General features: G+C 61.3%; 16 protein-coding genes. 5 read left to right on the top strand and 11 right to left on the bottom strand.

Going from position 1 to position 15160, the window contains the following annotated elements:
* Positions 1–114 precede the first annotated feature (114 nt).
* The 8 genes from ACVWSC_RS03450 to ACVWSC_RS03415 are packed head-to-tail and all read right to left on the bottom strand — an operon-like array spanning position 115 to position 8096.
* Positions 115–1110, bottom strand: a complete 996-nt coding sequence (locus ACVWSC_RS03450; protein ID WP_442112053.1) for a septal ring lytic transglycosylase RlpA family protein — start codon at positions 1108–1110, stop codon at positions 115–117.
* A complete protein-coding gene (gene mltB, locus ACVWSC_RS03445; RefSeq protein ID WP_442112052.1) occupies positions 1110–2120 on the bottom strand; it encodes a lytic murein transglycosylase B in 1011 nt (336 codons plus the stop codon). Before mltB ends, ACVWSC_RS03450 begins: the two co-directional genes overlap by 1 nt.
* Before the next feature lie 17 nt (positions 2121–2137).
* Positions 2138–3241 carry a rod shape-determining protein RodA gene (gene rodA, locus ACVWSC_RS03440; RefSeq protein ID WP_442114250.1) on the bottom strand — a complete coding sequence of 368 codons (1104 nt, stop codon included), beginning with the start codon at positions 3239–3241 and terminating at the stop codon, positions 2138–2140.
* A gap of 38 nt (positions 3242–3279) precedes the next feature.
* Entirely contained in the window at positions 3280–5169 is a 1890-nt protein-coding gene (gene mrdA, locus ACVWSC_RS03435; protein ID WP_442112051.1) for a penicillin-binding protein 2, read from the bottom strand.
* 16 nt (positions 5170–5185) lie between these two features.
* Positions 5186–5653, bottom strand: a complete 468-nt coding sequence (rlmH, locus tag ACVWSC_RS03430; protein ID WP_010222895.1) for a 23S rRNA (pseudouridine(1915)-N(3))-methyltransferase RlmH — start codon at positions 5651–5653, stop codon at positions 5186–5188.
* Positions 5654–5662: 9 nt separating this feature from the next.
* A complete protein-coding gene (rsfS, locus tag ACVWSC_RS03425; RefSeq protein ID WP_442112050.1) occupies positions 5663–6091 on the bottom strand; it encodes a ribosome silencing factor in 429 nt (142 codons plus the stop codon).
* Positions 6092–6136: 45 nt separating this feature from the next.
* Complete coding sequence (nadD, locus tag ACVWSC_RS03420) at positions 6137–6793, bottom strand: nicotinate-nucleotide adenylyltransferase (RefSeq protein ID WP_442114249.1); 657 nt, start codon at positions 6791–6793, stop codon at positions 6137–6139.
* Between the two features lie 31 nt (positions 6794–6824).
* Entirely contained in the window at positions 6825–8096 is a 1272-nt protein-coding gene (locus ACVWSC_RS03415; protein WP_442112049.1) for a glutamate-5-semialdehyde dehydrogenase, read from the bottom strand.
* Between the two features lie 232 nt (positions 8097–8328).
* Between ACVWSC_RS03415 and ACVWSC_RS03410 the strand changes: the two genes are divergently transcribed.
* Positions 8329–9021 carry a DNA-3-methyladenine glycosylase gene (locus tag ACVWSC_RS03410; RefSeq protein WP_442112048.1) on the top strand — a complete coding sequence of 231 codons (693 nt, stop codon included), beginning with the start codon at positions 8329–8331 and terminating at the stop codon, positions 9019–9021.
* A 4-nt stretch (positions 9022–9025) separates the two neighbouring features.
* A complete protein-coding gene (locus tag ACVWSC_RS03405) occupies positions 9026–10342 on the top strand; it encodes a bifunctional DedA family/phosphatase PAP2 family protein (RefSeq protein ID WP_442112047.1) in 1317 nt (438 codons plus the stop codon).
* A gap of 4 nt (positions 10343–10346) precedes the next feature.
* Here the strand turns inward: ACVWSC_RS03405 and ACVWSC_RS03400 are convergent, their stop codons facing one another.
* From ACVWSC_RS03400 to ACVWSC_RS03390, 3 genes are read right to left on the bottom strand one after another with little or no spacing between them, the layout of a single operon-like run.
* Positions 10347–10937 carry an LON peptidase substrate-binding domain-containing protein gene (locus ACVWSC_RS03400; RefSeq protein WP_442112046.1) on the bottom strand — a complete coding sequence of 197 codons (591 nt, stop codon included), beginning with the start codon at positions 10935–10937 and terminating at the stop codon, positions 10347–10349.
* Between the two features lie 9 nt (positions 10938–10946).
* Positions 10947–11657: an LrgB family protein gene (locus ACVWSC_RS03395; protein WP_442114248.1), complete on the bottom strand. Its 711-nt coding sequence runs from the start codon at positions 11655–11657 to the stop codon at positions 10947–10949.
* A 2-nt stretch (positions 11658–11659) separates the two neighbouring features.
* Positions 11660–12022, bottom strand: a complete 363-nt coding sequence (locus ACVWSC_RS03390; RefSeq protein WP_442112045.1) for a CidA/LrgA family protein — start codon at positions 12020–12022, stop codon at positions 11660–11662.
* A 168-nt stretch (positions 12023–12190) separates the two neighbouring features.
* Here ACVWSC_RS03390 and ACVWSC_RS03385 point away from each other — a divergent pair, with 168 nt between their 5' ends.
* From ACVWSC_RS03385 to ACVWSC_RS03375, 3 genes are all read left to right on the top strand, one after another.
* Positions 12191–12646: a MaoC family dehydratase gene (locus ACVWSC_RS03385; protein WP_442112044.1), complete on the top strand. Its 456-nt coding sequence runs from the start codon at positions 12191–12193 to the stop codon at positions 12644–12646.
* 89 nt (positions 12647–12735) lie between these two features.
* Entirely contained in the window at positions 12736–14466 is a 1731-nt protein-coding gene (locus ACVWSC_RS03380) for a C13 family peptidase (RefSeq protein ID WP_442112043.1), read from the top strand.
* A gap of 27 nt (positions 14467–14493) precedes the next feature.
* The gene (locus tag ACVWSC_RS03375; RefSeq protein ID WP_442112042.1) at positions 14494–15135 is read left to right on the top strand and encodes an oxidoreductase; all 642 of its coding nucleotides are present in this window, start codon (positions 14494–14496) and stop codon (positions 15133–15135) included.
* Positions 15136–15160 lie beyond the last annotated feature (25 nt).

Raw genomic sequence — 15160 nt, 5'->3', positions numbered from 1 at the left:
TGGGCTCATGCCCTTATGGGCAAAACGTATTCAGGCACTGGGCCTTGCGAGCAAAACCGCCATTGTACATGGCTGTTCTGCCCGCTTGCATGACAAACCGACCAGTCCCCCCGATCAGTCTGCCGTGACGACTTTCGGCTGGCCAAGATTGGCCAGCCGCACACTGTCCTGCATCTGCTGGGCTTCGCCCTGGCTGTTGATCGGCCCCATGCGCACCCGGTGCAGAGTCTGCTGGTTGCGTACCACCGAACTGATGAAGACCGGCGCACTGACCATACCGCTGAGCTTGGAGCGCAACAACTCGGCGGCGTCCGGGTTGGCAAAAGCGCCGACCTGCAAGTAAAGACCATTGGCGGCCTGGGCACGGTTGCTGGCGACCTGCACTGGCACAACGGCGGCTGCATGCTGTTGCGCCGGAGGCGTCCATTGCTCGACCGCGCCGGTGCTAGGCGTAAATGCCTGGGTCTGGGCGACCTGCGGCTGGTTCAGCATCATCGGCGCCGGTTGGCCACGCTGGGCCCACCACTGTTGCGGGTCGATGCCCTCGACGCGCACGCGCGCGGTGCCGGTTTCGGCGTAACCGAGCTTTTTCGCGGCGGCGTAGGACAAGTCGATGATGCGGTCCGAATAGAACGGCCCGCGGTCGTTGACCCGCAAGATGACGCTGCGCTGGTTGTCGAGGTTGGTGACCTTGACGTAGGCCGGCAGCGGCAGGGTCTTGTGCGCGGCACTCATGCCGTACAGGTCATAAACCTCGCCGTTGGCAGTGTTCTGGCCGTGAAACTTGGTGCCGTACCACGATGCCGTACCTTCGGCGCGGTAATTGCGCGACTCCTGGATCGGGAAGTAGGTTTTGCCCAGTACGGTGTAAGGGTTGGCCTTGTAGTTGCCGGTATGCACCGTTGGCGTGGCGTCCGGGATCTTCGAGACATCCACGTCCCACCACGGCGCGCCGTCTTTGTGCGCGCGGTTGATGTCCAGGCCCGGCTTGGCCCGCACCACGTTGGTGCTTTGCTGCGCGGGCTTGCTCGACGAGCAACTGGCCAGCATCAGGCCCAGGGCCGCGCAACCGATCAGCTTCAGAGATGTATCAGAAAACAATACGCGCATTACTTGGCGCCCCGTGCTTGAACCAGCAGGTCCGATAGCTGATGTACCGCCATCGCGTACATCACGCTGCGGTTGTAGCGAGTGATCGCGTAGAAGTTTTTCAGGCCCAGCCAGTATTCGGGGCCGTTGTCGCCTTCAAGCCGGAAAGCGGTGACCGGCAGATCATCGCGCAACGCATCATGACTTGACCAGCCCAGTGCCCGCAACTCTGCGACCGTCTTGACGGCCTCGATCCCCGGGCTGATGCCTTCATCGACACGCGTACCGCTGACCGTGGCGCGGCTGACCACAGGCTCGCCGCCGACCCAGCCGTGGCGTTTGAAGTAGCTGGCAACACTGCCGATCGCATCGTCGGGGTTGTTCCAGATATTGATGTGGCCGTCGCCGTCAAAGTCCACAGCGTACGCACGAAAGCTGCTCGGCATGAACTGCGGCAAGCCCATGGCACCGGCGTACGAGCCTTTGAGGGTCAGCGGGTCGACCTGCTCTTCACGGGCCAGCAGCAGGTACTCACGCAATTCCTTGCGGAAGAATTCGGCGCGCGGCGGATAGTCGAAGCCCAGCGTGGACAGCGCATCGATCACCCGGTAGTTACCGGTATTGCGGCCGAAAAAGGTTTCCACGCCGATGATCGAGACGATCACTTGGGCCGGAACGCCGTATTCCTGCTCAGCACGGGCCAGCACCGCCTCGTGCTGGCGCCAAAAGTCCACGCCACGGGCAACCCGGGCGTCAGTCAGGAACATCGGGCGGTAATCTTTCCAGGGTTTGACCCGCTCCGCCGGACGCGAAATCGCGTCGAGAATGGACTGCTTGCGCTGTACGTCGCGAAACACTTCGATCAATTGTTCGTCGGCAAAGCCGTAGTCACGGCTCATTTCGCCAACGAATTCGGCCACCTGAGGCGAGCCGTCGTAATCCCCGGCCGTTGCTTGCTGGCTGCCACCGAGCAGGCCCAACAGGCCAACCCAAGGCGCACAACGAGCAGCCCAGCCACGCATTGCTTGCATGTAATTCTTCACCTTATTCAAACCTGCGCAATCCATTTGCGATGCGTATGGATCGACATTAAAACTCCAAACGCTGACAGCAGCGTCACCAACGAAGTTCCGCCATAACTAATGAAGGGCAGCGGCACACCCACAACGGGCAGCAAGCCGCTGACCATACCGATGTTGACGAACACATACACAAAGAAGGTCATGGTCAAGCTACCCGCCAGCAGCTTGCCGTAGAGCGTCTGCGCCTGGGCGGTAATCACCAGGCCGCGGCCGATCAGCAACAAATAGATCAGCAGCAATGCACAAATACCCACCAGGCCGAACTCTTCACCGAGTACGGCAATGATGAAGTCGGTGTGACTTTCCGGCAGGAAGTCCAGGTGTGACTGGGTACCGAGCAGCCAGCCTTTGCCAAACACGCCACCGGAGCCGATGGCCGCCTTGGACTGAATGATGTTCCAGCCCGTACCCAGCGGATCGCTTTCCGGGTCGAGGAAGGTCAGTACCCGTTGCTTCTGGTAGTCGTGCATGACGAAGAACCACATGGCAATCGCCACCGGCACCGCAGCGGCGAGCACGCTGAGGATCCAGCGCCAACGCAGGCCACCCATGAACAGCACGAATGCGCCGGAAGCAAGAATCAGCAGCGCTGTACCGAGGTCAGGCTGGCGCACAATCAGGATGAACGGCACGCCGATCATGATCAGGCTGATCATCACATGCTTGAGGTGCGGCGGCAGTGAGCGCTTGGCCAGGTACCAGGCGATGGTGGCCGGCATGATGATTTTCATGAATTCCGAAGGCTGGAAGCGAATCACCCCGGGAATGTTGATCCAGCGCGTGGCGCCCATGGCGTTGTGGCCCATGACATCGACCACCACCAGCAGGACCACCCCGCAGACGTAAGCCAGAGGCACCCAGCGCGCCATGAAACGCGGCTCCAGCTGGGCGATAACGACCATCGCCACCAGGCCGATACCAAAGGAGCTGGCCTGTTTGAGCAGCAGGTCCCAGTTCTTGCCACTGGCCGAGTACAGAACGAACAGACTGCCGGCCGCCAGGGTCAGCAACAGGATCAGCAACGGGCCATCGATATGTATGCGTTGCAAGAAGCTGGCGCGGCGGCGCATCACATCCTCACTGGAGAGCATGCGATCGAAATTACTCATCACGGGGCCGATTCCTGAGCAATGGACGGGTTGGCGAATTCAGGTTTCAGACGGCCGTCAGGACCAAGCAGCCAGGCATCCATGACCTGACGCACCACAGGCGCGGCAACGCCGGAACCGGACTCGCCGTTCTCGACCATCACCGACACCACGATCTTGGGGTTATCTGCCGGCGCGAAGCCCACGAACAAGGCGTGGTCGCGGTGGCGTTCCTGCAGCTTGTTGCGGTCGTACTTCTCACCCTGCTTGATCGCAACCACCTGGGCGGTACCACTCTTGCCGGCAATCCGATATTGCGCACCAATCGAGGCTTTGCGTGCAGTACCGCGGGCGCCATGCATCACCTGCTCCATGCCGTGGGTGACCTTGTTCCAGTCGGACTTGTCACGCAAGATGATGTCGTCGATCGGGTTCTCATCCACCGGCGGCTGGCCTTCGATGGTCTTGGCCAGGTGCGGACGGTTCCACTTGCCCTTGTTGGCAATCAGCGCCGTGGCCTGGGCCAACTGCAAAGGCGTGGCCTGCATGTAGCCCTGGCCGATACCGAGAATCAGGGTTTCGCCCGGGAACCAGGCCTGACGGCGGGTTGCACGTTTCCATTCACGCGACGGCATCAGGCCTGGCGACTCTTCGAACATGTCCAAAGAGACCTTCTGACCGATACCAAAGCGATTCATGTAACTGGACAGGCGATCGATGCCCATCTTGTGTGCAAGGTCGTAGAAGTACGTGTCGTTGGAACGCATGATCGCCGTGTCGAGGTCGACCCAGCCGTCACCGGTGCGGTTCCAGTTACGGTACTTGTGATCGTAATTGGGCAGTTGATAGTAACCAGGGTCGAACACCCGGCTCGATGCCGTCACCACGCCACTGTCCAGACCGGCAATTGCTACCGCCGGTTTGATCGTCGAGCCAGGCGGATACAAGCCGCGCAGCACCCGGTTGAACAGCGGCCGGTCAATCGAATCACGCAGCTCGGCGTAGGCCTTGAAGCTGATACCGGTGACGAACAGGTTAGGGTCGAAACTTGGCTGGCTGACCATGGCCAACACTTCGCCGGTGTTCGGATCGAGCGCGACAATCGCGCCACGACGCCCGGCCAGCGCGGCCTCGGCGGCTTCCTGCAGCTTGATGTCGAGACTCAGGACAATGTCCTTGCCAGGAATCGGGTCGGTGCGTTTGAGCACCCGCAGTACCCGGCCGCGGGCGTTGGTCTCGACCTCTTCATAGCCCACCTGGCCATGCAGTTCAGGCTCATAGAAGCGCTCGATACCGGTCTTGCCGATGTGGTGGGTACCGCTGTAATTGACCGGATCGAGGGTCTTGAGCTCTTTCTCGTTGATCCGCCCCACGTAGCCGACCGAATGCGCGAAGTGCGCGCCCTGCGGATAGTGGCGCACCAACTGGGCGACCACTTCAACACCGGGCAGGCGGAACTGGTTCACCGCAATCCGGGCGATCTGCTCTTCGGTCAGCTCGAATAGAATCGGTACCGGCTCGAACGGCCGCCGCCCCTGACGCATGCGCTTCTCGAACAGCGTGCGGTCGTCCGGGGTCAGCTCCAGCACCTCGACAATCACGTCGAGCACCTGCTGCCAGTCGCCGGAACGCTCCCGGGTCATGCTCAAGCTGAAGCTGGGCCGGTTATCGGCGATGATCACGCCATTACGGTCGAAAATCAGCCCGCGGGTCGGTGGAATCGGTTGCACGTGCACCCGATTGTTTTCCGACAGGGTCGAGTGATAGTCGTACTGGATCACCTGCAGGTAATACAGGCGAGCGATCAGCACGCAGATCAGCAGGACGATCGCCACGGCACCGACCACGACGCGACTGCGCACCAAACGGGCGTCTTTCTCGTGATCCTTGAGACGAATCGGCTGCGTCATTGAAAGGCTTACAGGTTCATTTGTGGTAAGGGTGCCCGGACAATACCGTCCAGGCGCGGTACAGCTGTTCGCCGATCAGTATCCTTACCAATGGGTGCGGCAGGGTCAGCGGCGACAGCGACCAGCGCTGTTCGGCGCGCGCGCAGACTTCCGGCGCCAGCCCTTCCGGGCCACCGACCATGAAGTTCACGGTACGCGAATCCAGGCGCCAGCGGTCCAGCTCAACAGCCAGTTGCTCGGTGCTCCAGGGCTTGCCATGGACCTCCAGGGTGACAATCCGTTCCCCTGGCTGGACCTTGGCGAGCATGGCTTCACCCTCCTGACGAATCAGGCGGGCGACATCGGCATTCTTGCCCCGGGTATTGAGCGGAATTTCCACCAGCTCCAGCGACAGCTCCGAGGGCAGACGCTTGGCATATTCATGCCAGCCATCCTCGACCCACTTGGGCATGCGCGAGCCGACCGCGATCAGACGCAGACGCACAAGCCTTCCTTATTCCCGGTCTTTGAGATTGTCGGAATAGGCGTGGGTGTTTTCCGGGCTGTGGTGCTTGCCATCGGCGGCACGGCTCTGCTCGGCACCGAGCCACAGACGCTCGAGGTCGTAGAACTGACGGGCAGCAGCGGTCATCATGTGAACGATGACGTCGTTGAGGTCGAGCAGCACCCAATCGCTCTCGCCCTTGCCTTCTTCGCCCAGTGGCTGCGCGCCCTTGGCCTTGACGGCTTCACGGACCTTTTCCAGCATCGCGTTGATCTGGCGGTTGGAGGTACCGGTGGCGATGATCATGTAGTCGGTCAGGCTGTGCTTGTCACGCACGTCGATGACCTGGATGTCCTGGGCCTTGACGTCTGCCAGGGCGGCCTTGGTCAGTTCGACCAGTTCTTCGCCACTGATGGCACTGATTTTTTGCTTGGTCATATAAAACTCATTCAACTCAATAGTATGAGGCGCTTCACAGCACCTTCAGTTCGGCGCACGGTACAGGTTGTGCGCATCGATGTAGGCCAGTACTGCGTCCGGCACCAGAAACCGCACCGACTTGCCGCTGGCCAGCAGCTGTCGGATCTGCGTGGCTGACACCGCAAGCGGCGTCTGCCAGACGAATGCAATATGTCCCGCCGGCCCAACCAGGGCCTGCGGATCACTGACTGAGCGTGCGGCCAACAGGTTGCGCAGGGCATCCGGTGGCTCGACGTCGGCATCCGGGCGTTGCAGCACCAGGATGTGACAGTGTTGCAGCAATTCTTCCCAACGGTGCCAACTGGGCAGGCCGCAGAACGCGTCCCAGCCCAGCAGCAGAAACAGTTGATCAGCGGCGGCCATTTCGGCGCGCATCAGCTCAAGTGTTTCAATGGTATACGACGGCGTGTCACGTTCCAGCTCACGCGCATCCACCGACAGGTTCGGCACACCTTCAACGGCGCAACGGACCATCGCCAGACGGTCCTGTGCCGACACCTGCGGCGTGTCCCGGTGTGGCGGGCGGGCGTTGGGCATCAGCCGCAGCTCGTCCAGCGCCAGCACTTCGGCCACCTCCAGCGCGCTGCGCAGGTGACCGATGTGAACCGGGTCGAATGTCCCGCCGAGCACGCCGATGCGCCGGCCGGGCGTCATCGTCATGACTGTAGCGAGCGGTTTGCGCTCAGCCAAGTCAGAGCGACTCCTGACCACGCAGTTGACCGTCGCCGATCACTACGTATTTTTCGCAGGTCAGGCCTTCCAGACCGACCGGGCCGCGGGCGTGCAGCTTGTCGGTGGAAATACCGATTTCCGCCCCCAGGCCATACTCGAAACCGTCGGCAAAGCAGGTTGGCGTGTTGATCATCACCGAGGATGAATCGACCTCAGCCGTGAAGCGCCGGGCCTGGCCCTGGTGTTCGGTGACGATGGAATCGGTGTGGTGCGAGCCGTAATGGTTGATGTGCTCGATCGCCTGATCCAGACCATCGACCACGCGGATCGACAAAATCGCCGCCAGGTACTCGGTGTTCCAGTCTTCTTCACTGGCCGGCAGCGCATCGATGATCGCACGGGTACGCTCGCAACCGCGAAGTTCGACGCCTTTTTCCCGAAATTGACCGGCCATTTCCGGCAGGAAGTCTGCAGCTACCGATTGATCGACCAGCAGGGTTTCCATCGCCCCGCAGATGCCATAGCGGTAGGTCTTGGCATTGAAGGCAATACGCCGCGCCTTGTCCAGCTCGGCATGCTCGGCCACATACACGTGACAGATACCGTCGAGGTGCTTGATCACCGGGACCCGCGCATCACGACTGATACGCTCGATCAGGCCTTTGCCGCCACGCGGCACGATCACATCGACATACTCCGGCATGCTGATCAACGCACCGACCGCCTCGCGATCCGTGGTTTCGACCACCTGAACCACCGCTGCTGGCAACCCGGCTTCAGCCAGACCGCGCTGGATGCACTCGGCGATGGCGCGGTTGGAGTGAATGGCCTCCGAGCCGCCGCGCAGAATTGTGGCATTGCCCGACTTCAGACACAGGCTGGCCGCATCGATGGTCACGTTCGGGCGCGACTCGTAGATGATGCCGATGACGCCCAGCGGAACACGCATCTTGCCGACCTGAATACCCGATGGCCGGTAGCTCATGTCACGAATGGCACCGACCGGATCGGGCAGGCTGGCCACTTGCCGCAGGCCGACGATCATGCTGTCGATACGTGCAGGAGTCAGCGCCAGGCGCTCGAGCATGGCCGGTTCCAGACCATTGGCGCGGCCGGCGGCCAGGTCCAGCTCGTTGGCGGCAGTCAGCTCGGCACGGGCAGCGTCCAGAGCATTGGCGGCAGCCTGCAGCGCGCGGTTTTTCTGCGCGGTGCTGGCACAGGCGATAACGCGGGCAGCCTCACGGGCGGCGCGACCCAAGCGGGTCATATAGTCAAGAACAGACTCAGTCATGGGCTCAGTGTCTTGGCGAAGGGGAAATCGGCTGATTATAACTGTCGCGCCGCCCCGCGCCCAGCGGTGACAGGCGGATGGTCAAAAACAGTTTCAATTCCCCGTAGGAGCGGGCTTGCCCCGCGATACGATGTGACAAACAAATCGCTATCGCGGGGCAAGCCCGCTCCTACAGGTTCGGTTAAGGTAGAAATTGCTATTATCGCCGCCCGTCCACCACGAATCCGTGCGCATGCCCGACTCAGCCCCCTGCCCGACCCAAGCGCTAGCCGACTGTTTCTTCGACCGTGATGCGCAGGAACTGGCCAAGGCGCTGCTGGGCAAGATCATCCGCCACCGCCAGGGCCCCTACTGGCTGGCAGCACGCATTATCGAGACCGAGGCCTACTACCTGAGCGACAAAGGCAGCCACGCCTCGCTGGGCTACACCGAAAAACGCAAGGCGCTGTTTCTCAATGGCGGACACATCTACATGTACTACGCACGCGGCGGCGACTCGCTGAACTTCAGTGCCCACGGCCCCGGCAATGCGGTGCTGATCAAATCTGCCGTTGCCTTCGTTGACGCCATCTCCGACGCCAACAGCCTGGCCCAGATGCAACTGAACAACCCCGCCGCCAATGGCCAATTGCGCGATAGCCAACGCCTCTGCTCCGGCCAGACGCTACTGTGCAAGGCGCTGGGCCTGAAAGTGCCGCACTGGGATGCCAAACGCTTCGACCCTGAGCGGTTGTTCGTGGAAGACTGCGGTATTAACGTGAAACACATTATTCAGACCACTCGTCTAGGCATCCCCGCAGGCCGCGACGAACATCTGCCCTATCGTTTTGTCGACGCCGAATTTGCCCACCTCTGCACACGGAACCCGTTGCGTCGTGGCCAAGTCGAAGGCCGCGACTATTTTTTACTGACACAAGGAAACTGACACGATGGGCCAATGGCTCGACAGCCTGACTGGTTGGCTTGGCGCCAACCCGCAATGGCTAGGCTTGGCAATATTTCTGGTGGCCTGCGTGGAATGCCTGGCCATCGCCGGGATTATCGTGCCGGGCACGGTTCTGCTGTTTGCCGTCGCCGTGCTGGCCGGCAGCGGCGCCCTGTCGCTGGGCGAAACCCTGCTGCTGGGTTTTTTCGGTGGCCTGCTGGGTGATGCGATCTCTTACACCCTGGGGCGCAAGTTCCATCAAAACATCCGCCGCTTGCCAATATTGCGCCATCACCCGGAATGGATCGGCGGCGCCGAAACCTATTTCCAACGCTATGGCATCGCCAGCCTGCTGGTAGGCCGTTTCATCGGGCCACTGCGGCCGATGCTGCCGATGGTCGCCGGCATGTTCGACATGCCTCTGCCACGCTTTATCGCCGTCAGCCTGGTCGCCGGTGCGGGGTGGTCGGTGGCGTACCTGTTGCCCGGCTGGGCTACCGGCGCCGCCATGCGCTTGCCATTACCCGAAGGCTTCTGGCTGGATGCCGGGCTGATCGCTGCAGGCCTGGCGTTGCTGGTGGGCGTCAGTATCAATTGCAGCCTGCGCAGCATGCGTCGCGGCACCCGGGTAATTGCCGGGCTCAGCCTACTGGCGCTGACCGCACTGTTCGTTGGCTGGCCGTATCTGCATGAGTTCGATCAAGGCTTGATGACCCTGATCCAGGAACATCGCAGCAACGTCATCGATGGCAGCGTGGTATTGATCACGCGCATGGGCGACTTTCGCACCCAGTTTTTCCTCGGCGGCCTGCTGACCGCGCTGTTGCTGCTGGCACGCCAGTGGCGCCCTGCGCTGTTTGCCGGTACCACCCTGATCGGCACCGCGCTGGCAAATGGTGGCCTGAAATGGCTGTTCGCCCGCGCCCGCCCGGAAGTCCTGACCGACCCGCTCACCACCTACAGCATGCCCAGTGGCCACAGTTCGGCAGCCTTCGCCTTCTTCCTGGTGTTGGCGGTACTGGCCGGGCGCGGCCAACCGGCACGTATGCGCCTGACCTGGATCATGCTCGGCTGTTTGCCGGCGCTGGCCATTGCCCTGTCGCGGGTTTATCTGGGCGCACACTGGCCAACCGACATTCTGGCCGGGGCCATGCTCGCCTGCTGCATCTGCGCCACCAGTCTGACCCTGATCCAGCACCGCGAACCGCTTACCGCCCTGCCGTTGAAGGTCTGGTGGTTGATTCTGCCGGCGTGCGTCGCCCTGCTGGCGTTCTTCAGCCTGCACTCGCTGCCGCATGCGCTGCTGCGTTATCAGTATTGAGGGCTCAGGCGAACAGCTCGCCTTGCAGACGATCAAGCAGTGCCTGAATTGCATTCAGGCGCTGCTGAGCGGAGTCGATGGCCAGCAGGTCGAGCTTGTCTTCTTCGACGAACGGCAGCAGGTAGGCTAACTGGTTGGCCAACGCCTGCTGGCCAAGCACCTCAGTCGGCATGCTCAATGCCGCGACCATGGGGTGCTCACCCAGTGCGGTGAGCAGGGCCAGCAGATCGTCATCCTGCTCGCTCAATGGCGTGTCCGGGCGTTCCTGTAACCACTGCACGTCGGCCAGCAACAGCTGATCTTTCTGCACCTGGGCGCTCTGCACCCGGAACCGCCGGGTACCCTCGACCCGAATGCCCAGCAGGCCATTGTCCTGCTGCTGGAAATCGCGAATCACCGCTTCACAGCCGATCGAGGCATAGCCTTCAGGCGCCTTGCCGACCTGCTCGCCTTCCAGAATGCAAACCACACCAAAGCCGCCGCCCTGCTTCATGCAGCGGCCGATCATGTCCAGGTAGCGCGCCTCAAAGATCTGCAGATCAAGGAAGCACCCTGGAAACAGCACGGTATTGAGTGGAAACAGCGGTAACGTCATTGCAATTCCTCACGCAACCAGGCTGACCGCCAGCGGCAGGAACACCGCGGTAGCCACCCCCATCAAGCTCATCGCCAGGGCCGCAAAAGCCCCACATTCATCACTTTCCTGCAGCGCCACCGAAGTGCCCACTGCGTGCGCGGTCACGCCAAGGGCCATGCCCCGCGCTTCCGGGCTGTGTACACCGCAACGCGACAGCAGCTGCGGACCAAAGATCGCGCCGATGACGCCGGTAATCAGCACAAACACCGCTGCCAATGCGGCCACACCACCGATCTGCTCGGCCACCAGCATGGCGATAGGCGAGGTCACCGACTTGGGGGCCATGGTCATCAGAATCATATGCTCGGCACCAAACCACCAGCCCAGCAACACGCAAGCACCGGTTGCCACGACCCCTCCGATTACCAGCGTAGTAAAGGTCGGCCAGAACAGCTGGCGAATGCGCCGCAGATTGAGATAAAGCGGAACGGCCAGCGCCACCGTCGCAGGTCCGAGCAGAATGCTCATGATCTCGGTGCTTTTGCGGTACTCGTTGTAAGTCAGGCCACAAGTGAGCAGTACGCCAATGACTACAAGCATCGACACCAGCACCGGCTGCAGAAAGATCCAGCGCGTCTTTTCGTAGGCCGCCAGCACCAGCTGGTAGGCGCCCAGGGTAATGCCGATGCCGAACAAGGGATGGTGAATCACCGCGTTCAGCGCGCCGTTCCAGTCCAGGCTCATGGCTGCTCCTCACGCTTGCTCTGGCGGGCGATGAGCTTTTGCATGAGCACACCGACAAAGGCCATGGTCACCAACGCCGAGATCACCAGCGCGCCGACAATGGCCCAGAAATCTGCGGCAATATCGGCGGCGTACACCATCACCCCCACCGCTGGCGGCACCAGCAGCAACGGCAGGTAGCGCAACAGGCTATTGGCCGCTTCGCTCAGCGGTGCGCCGACTTCGCCGCGCAGCATCAGAAACACCAACAGCAGCAGAAGGCCAATGATCGGCCCCGGCAAGATGGGTACAAATAAATGATTAATCGCCGTCCCAAGCAATTGAAACAACACCAGCCAGGTCAAACCACGCAACAGCATAACTTTCTCCTTCGGGCCTGGCGGCCATTATAAGCATGCTAACGACCGCGCTATAAGCTGATATTCGCCGAAAACATAGCGACTTGACCGCTTTGGGAAGGCGTGATGATCTTAGCCTTTCGATTCTGCCGCCCCCATAAGAAAACCAAAGCAATCTGGAGAGTCACGATGCCTCAAGTACCTGTTGCAGAGCTTTCGCAGTACGTTGGTAAGGAACTTGGACGTTCCGAATGGCTGACCATCGATCAAGACCGCATCAACCTGTTTGCTGAAGCCACTGGCGACTTTCAGTTCATTCATGTCGATCCGGCCAAGGCGGCAAAAACGCCATTTGGCAGCACTATCGCTCACGGTTTTCTCACCCTGTCGCTGATCCCCAAGCTGATGGAAGACATCGTCGTGCTGCCTGAAGGCGTGAAGATGGTGGTTAACTACGGCCTCGACAGCGTGCGCTTCATCCAGCCGGTCAAAGTCAACAGCCAGGTTCGACTCAAAGTCGATATGGCCGAAGTGTCTGAGAAAAAGCCTGGTCAATGGCTGATCAAGCTCACCGCAACCCTGGAAATCGAAGGCCAGGAAAAGCCCGCTTACATTGCCGAGCCGCTGACCCTCTGCTTCGTCTGAACCCCGCCCTACACTGAAACAGCCCCTGTGGCTGTTTCAGCCTGCGCATTGTGCGGCATACTCGGGGCCTTACCCGTCCGGACCCCGTCATGCGCCCACTTGTTCCGCTTGCCCTGACCTTGCTACTCACCGCCTGCGGTGAAGGTGAACCACTGTCGCCACCTGACGCGCGCCTGCCCGATGGCGGTCGTTTCCGTGGGCAAGTCGTGGATGGCCTGCTGCAAGGTGAAGGCCGCATCGACTACCCCAATGGCAGCTGGTATGCCGGCAACTTTCAGGCCGGTCAATGGCACGGCCAGGGTGAATGGCATGGCAGCAATGGCGAGGTCTACCGTGGCCAGTTCCAACAGGGGCTGTTTCACGGGCAAGGCACCCTGAAAACACCGGGCAGCAGCTACAGCGGCGGCTTCAAATCTGGACGGCGCGATGGCGAGGGCACCCTCAAAGAGAGCGGCCTGCTGTACCGAGGCCAGTTCAAAGACGACCAATACAGCGGTGCCGGGCATCTGGAACTGGCCGATGGCAGCCAGTATCAAGGTCTGTTCGCCCGCGGCAAGCCCAATGGCGAAGGCATTCGCAGTGACGCCAGCGGCAACCAGTTCAGCGGTCGCTTCGTCAATGGCCAGCTCGAAGGCAGCGGCACCTTCAACAGCGCTGAGGGCGACCAGTACATCGGCGCTTTTCGTGACAACCGCCTGGAAGGCCGCGGCCGCTACGAAAGCGCCGAGGGCGATGTGTGGATTGGTCAGTTCAAGGACGGCACGCTCAACGGCAAAGGTGAACTGATCGCCGCCGATGGCAGCCACTACAAGGGCAACTTCGAGGATTGGCACTTTTCCGGCAAGGGCCGCCTGCAATTGGCCGACGGCAGCCTGTATGTCGGCGGATTCGACAACGATACCTATCACGGTCAAGGCCACCTGACCTCTAGCGATGGCAGCAGCCAGAGTGGTTACTGGGTCAATGGTCAGCGTGTGCGCGACGAGTACGGTCGGCTACTGCCCGACCCGCTGGAGCTGGCGCTGCTCAACCAGGGCACTCTACTGGAGCACTCCCTGGCCAAGGTCGCGCCATCGACACCCGAGATCGAACTGTACAGCCTGGTGTTGGCGGGTGACGGCAAGCAAAGCGTATTCATGCGCGAAGCCGAGTATGTCAGCGCCCTGCTCAAAAGCCGCTTTGGCGCCGTAGGGCAGATCAATCTGATCAACCACCGTGACCACCTCGACGACCGGCCGCTGGCCACCCGCGAGAACCTCGCGCGCGCCGCACGCACCCTGGCCGAACGCAGCGGCCCGGAAGACCTGCTGTTCATCTACCTGACCAGCCATGGCAGCGCGGAACACGAACTGGTGCTGGACCTGCCGCGCCTGCAACTGGCCGACCTGCCCGCCGAAGCGCTGGCCAGTGCTTTGGCGCCATTAAAAGATCGCAACAAAGTCATCGTCATCTCGGCGTGCTATTCCGGCGGTTTCATCGATGCCCTCAAAGACAACAAGACCCTGATCATGACCGCCGCACGCGCCGACCGCGTGTCGTTTGGCTGCTCGGAAGAAGCCGACTTCACCTATTTTGGTGATGCCTTGTTCGCCCAGGCACTGAACCAGACCGACGATTTGCGTCAGGCATTTGACTTGGCCAACACCCTGGTTGCCGAGCGGGAGGCGGTGGAAGGTTTCGAAGCGTCCGAGCCGCAGATATGGGCCCCAGGCGAGGTCTTGTCGCGCTGGCAGCAACTGCGCCAACAGCAGGCGCGTAAAGCCCTGCAGAGCAGTGCGCCAAACGAGGCAGGACATGCAAAAAATGCCAGCAACCACTAAGCTTGAGTGTATCAAGGGAGAGACATCATGTACTTGACGCCTCAACACATCCTGCTTGCTGGAGCCACCGGTCTTACCGGTGAACATCTACTTGACCGGCTGCTCAACGAGCCGACCGTCAGCCGTGTACTGGCGCCAACGCGTCGGCCACTGGCGGAACACCCGCACCTGGAAAACCCGGTGGGCGACCCTGCGCTGTTCTTGCCGCAGTTGGGCGGTCGCGTCGATATCGCCTTCTGCTGCCTGGGTACCACCATCAAACAGGCAGGTTCTGAACCGGCGTTCCGGGCCGTTGACCTGGACATGGTGGTGGCCTTCGGCAAACGCGCGCGGGAGATGGGTGCGCGTCACCTGATTGTCATCAGTGCCTTGGGCGCCGATCCAAAATCACCGATCTTCTACAACCGGGTCAAAGGTGAGATGGAAGAAGCGCTGAAAGCGCAGGACTGGCCGCAACTGACCATTGCCCGCCCTTCCCTGCTGCTGGGCGATCGGCAAGAGCCACGCCTGGCCGAACGGGTTGCCGGGCCGCTGTCGAAGCTGATTCCAGGAAAGTATCGAGGCATTGAAGCCTGCCAGCTGGCGCGTGCGTTGTGGCGCCTGGCACTGGAAGAGCAGGACGGGATTCGTGTTGTCGAGTCTGACGAGCTGCGCAGGCTGGGGAAATGAATGATCGCGGGGCAAGCCCCGCGAT

This window comes from Pseudomonas sp. NUPR-002 (assembly GCF_056322725.1).
The sequence above is the reverse complement of the archived record's forward strand: the minus strand, read 5'-3'. Positions and strand labels throughout refer to the sequence as shown.

What these genes read in the sequence shown, in the direction of transcription:
- ACVWSC_RS03405 (WP_442112047.1), top strand. Translation starts at nt 9,026, where the DNA reads ATGGGCCAATGGCTCGACAGCCTGACTGGTTGGCTTGGCGCCAACCCG.
- ACVWSC_RS03400 (WP_442112046.1), bottom strand. Translation starts at nt 10,937, where the DNA reads ATGACGTTACCGCTGTTTCCACTCAATACCGTGCTGTTTCCAGGGTGC.
- ACVWSC_RS03410 (WP_442112048.1), top strand. Translation starts at nt 8,329, where the DNA reads ATGCCCGACTCAGCCCCCTGCCCGACCCAAGCGCTAGCCGACTGTTTC.
- ACVWSC_RS03415 (WP_442112049.1), bottom strand. Translation starts at nt 8,096, where the DNA reads ATGACTGAGTCTGTTCTTGACTATATGACCCGCTTGGGTCGCGCCGCC.
- ACVWSC_RS03385 (WP_442112044.1), top strand. Translation starts at nt 12,191, where the DNA reads ATGCCTCAAGTACCTGTTGCAGAGCTTTCGCAGTACGTTGGTAAGGAA.
- rsfS (WP_442112050.1), bottom strand. Translation starts at nt 6,091, where the DNA reads ATGACCAAGCAAAAAATCAGTGCCATCAGTGGCGAAGAACTGGTCGAA.
- rodA (WP_442114250.1), bottom strand. Translation starts at nt 3,241, where the DNA reads ATGCGCCGCCGCGCCAGCTTCTTGCAACGCATACATATCGATGGCCCG.
- ACVWSC_RS03375 (WP_442112042.1), top strand. Translation starts at nt 14,494, where the DNA reads ATGTACTTGACGCCTCAACACATCCTGCTTGCTGGAGCCACCGGTCTT.
- ACVWSC_RS03390 (WP_442112045.1), bottom strand. Translation starts at nt 12,022, where the DNA reads ATGCTGTTGCGTGGTTTGACCTGGCTGGTGTTGTTTCAATTGCTTGGG.
- mrdA (WP_442112051.1), bottom strand. Translation starts at nt 5,169, where the DNA reads ATGACGCAGCCGATTCGTCTCAAGGATCACGAGAAAGACGCCCGTTTG.
- ACVWSC_RS03380 (WP_442112043.1), top strand. Translation starts at nt 12,736, where the DNA reads ATGCGCCCACTTGTTCCGCTTGCCCTGACCTTGCTACTCACCGCCTGC.
- mltB (WP_442112052.1), bottom strand. Translation starts at nt 2,120, where the DNA reads ATGCAAGCAATGCGTGGCTGGGCTGCTCGTTGTGCGCCTTGGGTTGGC.
- nadD (WP_442114249.1), bottom strand. Translation starts at nt 6,793, where the DNA reads ATGACGATGACGCCCGGCCGGCGCATCGGCGTGCTCGGCGGGACATTC.
- ACVWSC_RS03450 (WP_442112053.1), bottom strand. Translation starts at nt 1,110, where the DNA reads ATGCGCGTATTGTTTTCTGATACATCTCTGAAGCTGATCGGTTGCGCG.